The sequence below is a fragment of the Stenotrophomonas sp. S39 genome (genome assembly GCF_016624665.1).
Taxonomy (GTDB): Bacteria; Pseudomonadota; Gammaproteobacteria; order Xanthomonadales; family Xanthomonadaceae; genus Stenotrophomonas.
The window spans coordinates 1-9,917 of record NZ_JACVTT010000125.1; the positions used below are offsets into that span (position 1 = coordinate 1).

A 9,917-nucleotide genomic window follows, 5' to 3' on the forward strand; every position below is an offset into this window, starting at 1 on the left:
CCTGTGGGGGTGGGGTGGCCGGGGGGGGGGGGGGGGCCCCCCCCCCCCCCCCCCCCCCCCACCGCCATCCTGCCTGGAGATGAAACGTGATCGTGATGGTCTATGGCTTTACGGGCCGCTATGCAGGCGCGTCCGAACTCCAATGGAATGCGCCGGAAGCAGGTGCGTTGCATAGAGCCATGCTGTTCCTTCGGCAGGACGAAGAGCGCGATGCCTTCGACCTGGCCCAGGCCGAATGCGCACGATTCGGCTTTGATGAGATCACCGACCTGCGCTGCGGCCGCTTGCAGGTGGATGTGCTGGACACCGATGCCTACCGTGGCTTCGCCGGGTTCTACGAAGAGGCTCTGAGCAAGGGCTCCGCCCTGCTCTACTACCCGCACTGATTCCAGTAGTGCCAGGCCATGCCTGGCAGGGCTTCCCCACATCACCCTCGCGGCGATGTCCCGCGCTGCGGCCCGAGCAACGCCAGCAGCACATAGACCACGATCGAAGCGACCGTACCCAGCAGCGCAGGCCCACCGAAGGCCCAGGCCGCCCGGCCCTGCTGCCGCGCCCACTGTCCAAGATGCCAGGCCGCACCCAGGTTGATCACCCACGCAAGGGCGAACACCGGCCACTGCGCCATGCCGACGACGCGCAGCAGCGGCAAGGCCAGCAGTGCGGCAACGATGGCCGCGACCAGGAAGGTCAGGGCAGAGCGGGAATGGCGGGGCGCGGGTGCAGTTTCCAGTTCCATGGACAGTCTTCCCTGTGGGCCTGATGCCACCATTGTGGAACGCCGCACCATGCTCGGCAAACGCCCCCCCTGGTGCGGGGCGAGGCGCAGCACTAGGACCCGCGCAACCAGAGATGGACCAGGAATGCTGGCACTGGCCCCAGCATGGCGAAGCCGCCCAGCAACCACGCCCGGCGCCCCTGCAATCGCGCACGCTGGTACAGATGCCAAGCTGCGCCCCAGCTGCCCACCCATGCCAGCAGCGGTGCGGGGCTGTCGTCGATATCGAAGCCGAATGCAAGCGTCAGCCCGATCACCATCGACAGCGCCACGCCGGTTGCCAGCCAGATGGCCGCCCGCCGTTCGTGGTGGGCGGCAGCGCGTGCCATCGAGTCCATGCCGGAGACCCTGCTCACCCCTGCGCGAAGTCCTTCAGGATCTCGCCCACGCCACTGGCGGAAATCTCGAAGCCGAGCGTCGTACCGGGATTGACCACCACGCCGTAGCCACCCGGCACGCGGCGCAGCACGTCCAGCATCAGCCAGCGGATCTGGTGCGGGGCCTGCTGGGAATGGAGGCCGACCCGCGCCGGATCGGTGAAAACGGCCACGTGCAGGGTGCCCTGCTTGTCGAACAGCAGCGGGTCGAAACCGCTGCCGTCAGGGGTGACCAGGCTGCCGGTCAGCAGCACCACCTCCGACGCCACGAAGGCTTCCATGAAGGCGCGGATCGGCACGGCCCCGTCCATGGCGGCCTTCAGCAGGGTTTCGATCGGGGTCTGCGGGGCGAGGTCGGTCATGGCGGTACGGCGGGGAGGTAGGGACGCCTATTGTAGAGCCGAGCCCACGCTCGGCTGCCTCTGCCCCCCGAAGCAGCCGAGCATAGGCTCGGCTCTACCGGATTCCAGCCAGGCATGGCCTGGCTCTACTGGGGCTGGGCGTTCAGCGCGGGCGACGACCGCCAGTACCGGTGAACCAGTGCAGCCAGCAGCATGCCCGCGGCCCACGCCATCAGCACGCTGCCGCCGCCCTGCAGCGCATCCATCGCGGCCAGTCCCGCAACCAGCGCCAGCAGGGCCGCCACCAGCATTACAGCCACACCCGTGCCGCGTGCGCTGGCCAGGCGCAGGGCCAGCAGCATCAGCGGGAACGCCACCAGGGAGGCGCCGAGGCCGAACACCACCAGCGCATCCCACAGGTACACATTGAAGCTGCGCGGCATCGCGATGGCGGCGGTACGCGCCAGCCACGGAAAGGTCACGACGGCGATCAGGCCACCGGTGGCCGCGCCAGCACAGAGTGGAATCAGTAAACGTCGCATCATTCAGCCCATCCTTGCCGAAGTACCGGCCGCTGGCCGGCAGTTGCATCTGCCAATGATCTGGAGCTGCCGGCCAGTGGCCGGCCCTACCGCTTCAACCGCTGGTCCCGCGCCTGCTGGTCAGCCACTGCCTTGTCCAGCTCGGCCTGCAGGGCCGGCTGCTGCACCGGCGCATCCAGCACGTACACCTTCACGCCGTGCGCCGGCACCTCCACCTTCAGCGAGCGCTTCACCTTCAGTTCGGTGCCACCCAGCGCATCACGCCAGGTGCCCGCCTGCAGGTACCGCGCCACCTCGATGCTGCGCACTGTATCACCCTTGTTCAGCAGCACCAGCGCGGTCTGCGCCACGTCACCGTGCTGCAGTACGCGGAAGAACACCGCCTCGTCGCCCTGCAGGCGCTCGTTCACCTGCAGGCCGCGCTGCAGGGCCGGGGTGGCTTCGCGCAGCTTGGCGATACGCTGCAGCGGCGCGAAGATCGGGCTCTGCGGTGCATCGTCCACGCGCTGCTGGCCGAAGTACGCGCGGTTGCCGGCGTGTTCGGCGCGGCCACGCATGAAGCCGGTCTCCGATCCGTAATAGACCACCGGGATGCCGCGCGCGGTGAACAGCCAGTTGTGCGCGTCGATGAAGCCGGTGTCGCTGGCCTGCAGCCGCGGCATGTCGTGGTTGTCGTAGAAGCTCATCAGCTCGTACGGGTTGGCGTACGGGCCACCGGTCAGGTGCAGCGGCTCGGCCAGCGTTTCAAACCCCTTGCCGGTGGTGCCGAAAGTCTGCTCCAGCGCGCCGCGCAGCGGGAAATCGAGCACGCTCACGTTCGCATTGGCCGGCCAGGTGTGCTCGGCGATGCTGGCCGCGTTGTAGTCGAAGGCTTCGCCGAACATGAACATGCCCGGGTGCTCGGCGCGGATGCGGTTGACGAACTCATGCCACCACGGGTGCGGCAGCCAGCCGATGGTGTCGATGCGCAGCGCATCCACGCCCTGTGCGGTCCACTGCAGGTAAGCACCCACCAGGTAATCCATCACCGCCGGGTTGTCCTGGTTGAAGTCGGACAGCTCGGCCAGGTTGCCGTCGAAGATGGAACCGTCCTTGCCGTCGACCGGACCGATGTTGTTGTAGAACGCGTGCAGCGGGTTGTGCTTCGGGTCCAGCTTCTGCGGCGGCAGGTTCTGGTGGTCGGCAATCAGCGTGCCGTCCTTGTCGAAGATCTGGCCGAACTGCGGCTGCCGCTTGGGCATGGTCCAGGCAGGCGAACCGTGGTTGCCGACGATGTCCAGCACCACTTTCAGGCCGGCATCGTGCAGGCCCTTGTTGAGGCCGGCAAAATCCAGGTCCCTGCTGGGCAGGTGTTCGTCGAGCTTGTAGAAGTTGATGCCCCAGTAGCCGTGGTAACCGGTCTTGCCGCGGTCGGTCAGCGTGCTGGTGCAGCTGATCGGCTTGCTGCCGGTGAAGGCCTCGTCCGGGTTGTCGACGATGGGCGTGATCCACACCGCACCGAAACCGAGGTTGCGGATGTACTGCGCATTGTCCAGCACACCGCGGAAATCACCACCGAGGTAGCCGATGTTGCCATCGACCTTGTCCGGGCACGGCACCGGGATGTCGAACGTGCGGTGCTTGCCGCCCTGGTCGCGGTGGTCGTTGGACGGATCGCCGTTGACGAAACGGTCGGTGACCACGAAGTACACCGCATCGCTGGCGAACGGCTCGGTGGTGCCCACATAGTCCGGGCGCGGCGCAGCCACGGCCGGACCGGCGAACAGGGCAAGGGAAACAGCAACAGCCAGCACAGCACGCATCACACCACCTCCGGACGGGACGGAACCCGCAGTACGCACACACCGGCCACGAGCAGGCTGCAGCCGCCCAGCACCAGCACGTGGATCGGCTGGTCACCCAGCCACGCGCGCAGGGCAAAGCCGAGCGCACTGGCCGCGACCAGCTGCGGGATCACGATGAAGAAATTGAAGATGCCCATGTACACGCCCATCTTTGCCGCCGGAACGCTGTCCGACAGCAGGGCATACGGCAGGGACAGGATCGAGGCCCAGGCAAAGCCCACGCCGACCATCGACAGCAGCAGCCAGCGCGGATCATCGATGAACATCATCGAGATCAGCCCTGCCCCGCCCAGCCACAGGTTGACCAGGTGGCTCCAGCGCAGGCCGAGCGCGCGCACCATCGGCGGGATCAGCAGCGCGGCCAGTGCAGCGAAGCCGTTGTAGGCACCAAACAGCACGCCCACCCAGTTGGCGCCTTCGTTGTAGGCCGCCGACTGCGGATCGGTGGAACCAAAGTGGGTACCGGCCACGGCGGCGGTGGTGAAGATCCACATCGCAAACAGCGCGAACCACGAGAAGAACTGCACCCAGGCCAGGCGCCGCATGGTCACCGGCATCGCCCGCAGGTCGCCGACGATGGCCGCCAGCATGTGCGGGCCGGGCAACAGGCGGGCCAGCGCCAGCAGCAGGCCGTAACCCGCGCACAGGCCGGCCAGCACGTACAGCATCCTGTCGCCCTGGCGCCAGGCGATCAGCGCTGCCAGCAGCACGCCCAGGCCCAGCCACAGCGCCACCTGGCCCCACGGTGCGGGACCGCTGACGGCGGCGCCGGCGTGGTGCGCGGGCGGCTCGGCATCGTCGAAGGACGCAAGCTCGGTGGGCGAATACTCGCGCGTGCTGAACACCGTCCAGCTGATTGCCGCCAGCAGCACCACCGCGCCGAAGTAGAACGCGTAGCGCACCGAGTCGGGCACTTCACCCGGCACGGCCGTGTTGCTGACGCCGAAGTGAGTGAGGATGAAGGGCAGGAAGCTGGCGACGATGGCGCCGACGCCGATGAAGAAGCTCTGCATCGCATAGCCGGTCGGCCGCTGGCGCGGCGCCAGCTGGTCGCCGACGAACGCGCGGAACGGTTCCATCGACACGTTGATGGAGGCATCCAGCACCCACAGCGTGCCGGCCGCGATCCACAGCGTGGGCGAGTTGGGCATCACCAGCAGGGCCAGCGTGGTCAGCACCGCGCCGATCATGAAGAACGGGCGGCGTCGACCCCAGCGCGTCCAGGTACGGTCAGACAGATAGCCCACTACCGGCTGCACCAGCAGGCCGGTCAGCGGAGCGGCGATCCACAGCCCGGGCACCGCGTCCTGCGATGCCCCCAGCGTTTCGAAGATGCGGCTGGCGTTGGCGTTCTGCAGTGCAAACCCGAACTGGATGCCGAGGAAGCCGAAACACATGTTCCAGATCTGCCAGAACGACAGCTGCGGCTTGGCGGGACGACTCATCGTGCACCCTCGACCGCAGCGACGGGCGCCACCTTCAGCGCCTGCACCTGGGCCTGGTTGAGCACGCCTTCGCGCCCGCCCTTGCCGCCGGTGTAGTGTGCGAAGTGCTCCAGCGCGCTCATGTTGAAGCCTTCTTCCAGAGTGACCGTGCAGCGGCCCTTCGGCACGGCGAAGCTGGCCGCGGTCGATTCCTGCGCGGCAACGCTGTGTGGCAGGGTGACGGTCTGCCGCTGCGCCGGCTGGCCTGCGCACTGCAGGTTCAACTGCTTCACCGCCGCAGTCACGCCGGTGTTGATCGGCCCGTTCGGGTTGTTGTACTGCAGGCGCAGGCGCACGTGGCCGGCCTTGGCATTGCTGAAGCGCCACTGGCGGTCACCGCGCAGCACCTGCTGCGGGCCCACGCACAGCATCGGGCTGTGCAGCGATTCCAGTGCGCCGTCGCGGCGGGTCAGGCTGAGGCAATGCTGCAGCCCATCGTCGCCCACGCGGGCCACGCCCTTGGCCGGCTGCAGTGCCTGGCCGTCCTGCCACAGCACCTGGTCGGCGGCCACGGCCACGGTCCAGCCCTTGCCACTGCGCCTGGCCTGCGGTGCGGCAGGCGTGGCCGGTGCACGCGCATTGGCGTCGGCGCTGAACACCGCATCACGCGGCGCGGCAGCGGCCGGCACCAGCTGTACGGTGGTGGTCGCACCCCGCGTCTTCACCTTGCCGGCCACCAGCAGGCCGTCGCCCAGCTGTTTCGGCCGCTCCAGCACATAGCGCTTGCCGTTCGCCTCCAGGCTGATGCGGCGCTGCTTTCCGAACAGATCCGGCACCAGGCTGGCCGGCAGCTTGGGCTGCACGCTGCCATCGTCCTGCAGGCCGAACACGCCTTCGCTGACCATGGCCAGGTAACCGGCCACCGACCACAGCTGGCGCTCGGAGTTGACCACCGGGCCACTGAGCGCGCCTTCGTCCACGTGCACGGCCTGGGTGACCAGCTCGTAGTTCTCCATGTTGGAACCGGCCAGTGCCGCGCCCTGCATCAGCGAACGGATTTCGGCGGCGATGCGCGGGGCATCATCGAGCTTGCGCGCGGCACGCAGCGAGTAGGCGCTGACGAACGGCCAGATGGCGCGGTTGTGGTAGATCGGCTGCTGCGCTTCCTGCGGCCACACCACCGGGCTGCCGGCCGGCCCCATCGGGTAGGCGGCCAGCGCACGCTGCGCGCGCCCGGCGGGCAGCACGTCGGCGAGGATGCCCAGCGACAGGCCCAGCAGATCGACCTTGGCGTACGGCACCGGGTGCGCGGCTTCGCCGATGTAGCTCATGTACTGGCCCATGTCCTCGCGCCAGAAGCGTGCATCGATCTGCAGCGCCAGCGCGTCGGCCCAGGCCTTGTACTGTTCGCTGCGCTCGTCGCCCAGCTGCGCGGCCATCTGCTGGCCCAGGCGCAGCGCCTGGTAGTGCAGCACGTTGGTGGACAGCGCGTAGGAATCACCGATGAAGCGCACGTTCTCGCGCGTCCAGTCCGGGTAGGTCTGCTCGCGCCAGTCCAGGAAAGACGTCTCGCCGCGGTACAGGCCCATCTGCGCGTCGAACACCATCGCCCGGTCCTGCGCCAGGGTGCCCTGCAGTGCCTGCCACACCTGGTCGGCGAACGCCGGATCATCCAGCAGGTGGCGCGCGGCAAGGAACCACACCACGCGGTCGCTGCTGATCGGCCAGCTGCCACCGGAACCGGTGTCCTGGGCGACGAACAGGCCGGGGGTGTGGCCATCGCGCGCGGCCGACAGCTTGAACTGCAGCGACTGCCGGGTACGCTGCGGGTCCAGCTTGGCCAGTGCCAGATCGGCGGCGAAGCTGAGATCGCGGGTCCACACATAGGGCCAGCGCGCACCGGTCTGGAAGCAGTCGCAGGGCACCGGTCGGCCTTCGTCGAAGGACGGATCGCGGATCGCGTCCACGCGGTCCTGGTCCATTTCCTGCTGCGCCAGCGCGAACAGCGCGTCGAACATCACGCTGCCGGTCTGGCTGCGCATGGGCGCGGCGGCGATCTGCACCTCACCCTTGGGCGCATGCAGGACAAAGCTGCCCTTGGCAGCGGCTTCGGCACGCGCATGGCGGCCGTTGAATTCCAGGTCGGCCGCGTGCGCGGTCGTTCCCAGCGCTGCCCCAAGGGCAGCTGTCAGGCAAATGATCTTCAGCATCGAAGCGGCAGACCGGCTTGCGCCCGTCGACCTCCCTCCCTCTCTGCACCGTTGTGGGTCCGCGCCACCTTGGACGGTGCGCGGGCGCGGCGCCTCCCTCAAGGTGCCTTGGCCCCATGGTAGACGCGGCGCCGCAACCTGCGGCCAGTTGCATACGTATTCATCGCAGTTGCGTGAAGAGCGGCGCCCACGCTGGCTTATGGTCCGGGTCTGCCAACGGCGCCTTGGGAGGGGAAATGCCGGCTTCATCTGCTGCAATCCGCGCGATGTTCGCGCACGTGTTCGGCCTGGCCCTGCTGGGCCTGGCTGCCCTGGCCCAGGCCGCGCCACAGGTGGCCAGCGTGGAATCGCCGGGCAAGGTGCTCAAGGTCAGCCTGGTACTGGACGGTGGCACCGCGCGCTACCGCGTCGAGCGCTTCGGCGAACCCGTGGTGGCCGATTCGAAGCTGGGCTTTGAACTGCGCGATGGCCGCCTGGACCGCGATTTCGCCCTGCTCGGCCAGCAGCAGCGCAGCGTCGATGACACCTGGGAACAGCCCTGGGGCGAGCGCCGGGTCACCCGCAACCACTTCAACGAACTGACCGTGCAGCTGGCCGAAACCACCGGCAGCAAGCGCCGCCTGGACGTGGTGTTCCGCGTGTACGACGACGGCCTTGGCTTCCGTTATGTGTTCCCCGAGCAGCCCAACCTGCGCGAGGCGATCATCGATGACGAGCTGACCGAGTTCGCCATCGCCCCCGATTCAACCGCCTGGTGGATTCCGGCCGGCGAGCCGATCCACTACGAGTACCTGTACCAGCGCACGCCGCTGCGCGAAGTGCCGCTGGTGCACACGCCGATGACCCTGCGCAGCCACGACGGCCTGCACGTGGCCATCCACGAGGCCGCGCTGGTGGACTACGCCGGCATGTGGCTGCGCCGCACCGAGGGCCAGCGCCTGCGCGCGCAGCTTTCGCCCTCGGCCGAGGGCTGGAAGGTGCGCCGTGCCCTGCCGTTCGCCACGCCGTGGCGCACGCTGCAGATTGCCGACCGCGCCGGTGGCCTGGTCGAATCGGACCTGATCCTCAACCTCAACGAACCCAATGCACTGGGCGATGTGAGCTGGGTGAAACCGGCCAAGTACCTGGGCGTCTGGTGGTCGATGCACCTGGACAACGAAAGCTGGGCGACCGGCCCGAAGCACGCCGCCACCACTGCGAAGACGAAGAAGGTGATCGACTTCGCCGCCGCACATGGCTTCCGCGGCGTGCTGGTGGAAGGCTGGAATCCCGGCTGGGACGGCATGTGGGTCGGCAACGGTTACGACTTCGATTTCACCCGCGCCACGCCGGACTTCGATATCGAGGCGCTGTCCGCGTACGGCCTGAAGAAGGGCGTGCACCTGATCGGCCACCACGAAACCGGCTGCGCCATCGAGCACTACGAAGACCAGCTGGGCGCCGCGCTGGACCTGTATGCACGGCTGGGCGTGGACCAGTTCAAGACCGGCTACGTCTGCGATGACGGCCAGGTCGACCGCCGCAATCCGGCCGGCGGCCCGCTCTGGCGCGAGTGGCATGACGGCCAGTTCATGGCCCGCCACCACCTGAAGGTGGTGCAGGAAGCCGCGCGCCGGCATCTGTCGGTGAATCCGCACGAGCCGATCAAGGACACCGGCCTGCGCCGCACCTACCCCAACTGGATCTCGCGCGAAGGCGCGCGCGGCATGGAGTACAACGCCTGGGGCCAGCCGCCGAACCCGCCCGAGCACGAGGTCAACCTGGTGTTCACCCGCATGCTGGCCGGCCCGTTCGACTACACCCCCGGCATCCTCAGCCTGAAGGGCCGCCACGGCCAGGCCATTCCCAGCACGCTGGCCCGCCAGCTGGCGCTGTACGTGGTGCTGTACAGCCCGATCCAGATGGCCGCCGACCTGCCCGAGCACTACCTGCAGCACCGCGAGGCGTTCCGCTTCATCGAGGACGTGGCGGTGGACTGGGAGCAGAGCCGCGTGCTGGATGGCGAAGTGGGCGACTACGTGACGATCGTGCGCCGCGACCGCAACAGCCGTGACTGGTTCCTGGGCAGCATCACCGATGAACACGGCCGCGTGCTGCCGGTGTCGCTGGGCTTCCTGGAACCGGGCGTGCGCTACCGCGCAGAGATCTACCGCGACGGCGACGGTGCGGATTTCCGCAGCAATCCGTTCGCGTTCAAGCGCGAGACCCGCGAGGTGACCAGCACCGATGCACTGACCCTGGTGCTGGCACCGGGCGGTGGCGAGGCGATCCGTTTCACCCCGCTCTGAATGACGGACCGATGGAAATGCAGCCGAGCATGGGCTCGGCTCTACACGGTAGCGGCCCCGCCCCCCCGCGGGGGGGGGGGGGGGGCGGGCGGGGGGGGGGGGGGGGGGTGGGT

The 9,917-nt window shown here is 68.3% G+C and carries 9 protein-coding genes; 2 read left to right on the forward strand and 7 right to left on the reverse strand.

What is annotated here, in order from left to right:
* Positions 1–86 precede the first annotated feature (86 nt).
* The gene (locus IAE41_RS20570) at positions 87–386 is read left to right on the forward strand and encodes a hypothetical protein (protein WP_200734377.1); all 300 of its coding nucleotides are present in this window, start codon (positions 87–89) and stop codon (positions 384–386) included.
* Positions 387–427: 41 nt separating this feature from the next.
* Here the strand turns inward: IAE41_RS20570 and IAE41_RS20575 are convergent, their stop codons facing one another.
* The 7 genes from IAE41_RS20575 to IAE41_RS20605 all read right to left on the reverse strand — a co-directional run bounded on the left by IAE41_RS20575 (position 428) and on the right by IAE41_RS20605 (position 7,516).
* Positions 428–739 carry a hypothetical protein gene (locus IAE41_RS20575; protein ID WP_200734378.1) on the reverse strand — a complete coding sequence of 104 codons (312 nt, stop codon included), beginning with the start codon at positions 737–739 and terminating at the stop codon, positions 428–430.
* Between the two features lie 92 nt (positions 740–831).
* Positions 832–1,116: a hypothetical protein gene (locus IAE41_RS20580; RefSeq protein WP_200734379.1), complete on the reverse strand. Its 285-nt coding sequence runs from the start codon at positions 1,114–1,116 to the stop codon at positions 832–834.
* Between the two features lie 14 nt (positions 1,117–1,130).
* Positions 1,131–1,517, reverse strand: a complete 387-nt coding sequence (locus IAE41_RS20585) for an SseB family protein (RefSeq protein WP_200734380.1) — start codon at positions 1,515–1,517, stop codon at positions 1,131–1,133.
* A 125-nt stretch (positions 1,518–1,642) separates the two neighbouring features.
* The gene (locus tag IAE41_RS20590; protein ID WP_200734381.1) at positions 1,643–2,041 is read right to left on the reverse strand and encodes a hypothetical protein; all 399 of its coding nucleotides are present in this window, start codon (positions 2,039–2,041) and stop codon (positions 1,643–1,645) included.
* An 83-nt stretch (positions 2,042–2,124) separates the two neighbouring features.
* The gene (locus tag IAE41_RS20595; RefSeq protein WP_200734382.1) at positions 2,125–3,840 is read right to left on the reverse strand and encodes an alpha-amylase family glycosyl hydrolase; all 1,716 of its coding nucleotides are present in this window, start codon (positions 3,838–3,840) and stop codon (positions 2,125–2,127) included.
* Complete coding sequence (locus IAE41_RS20600; RefSeq protein ID WP_200734383.1) at positions 3,840–5,327, reverse strand: MFS transporter; 1,488 nt, start codon at positions 5,325–5,327, stop codon at positions 3,840–3,842. The genes IAE41_RS20595 and IAE41_RS20600 overlap by 1 nt, the downstream gene beginning before the upstream one ends.
* Entirely contained in the window at positions 5,324–7,516 is a 2,193-nt protein-coding gene (locus tag IAE41_RS20605) for a Six-hairpin glycosidase-like protein (RefSeq protein WP_200734384.1), read from the reverse strand. Before IAE41_RS20605 ends, IAE41_RS20600 begins: the two co-directional genes overlap by 4 nt.
* A gap of 236 nt (positions 7,517–7,752) precedes the next feature.
* On the opposite strand from IAE41_RS20605, the gene IAE41_RS20610 reads away from it, so the two are divergent.
* Positions 7,753–9,804, forward strand: a complete 2,052-nt coding sequence (locus IAE41_RS20610) for a glycoside hydrolase family 97 protein (protein ID WP_200734385.1) — start codon at positions 7,753–7,755, stop codon at positions 9,802–9,804.
* Positions 9,805–9,917 lie beyond the last annotated feature (113 nt).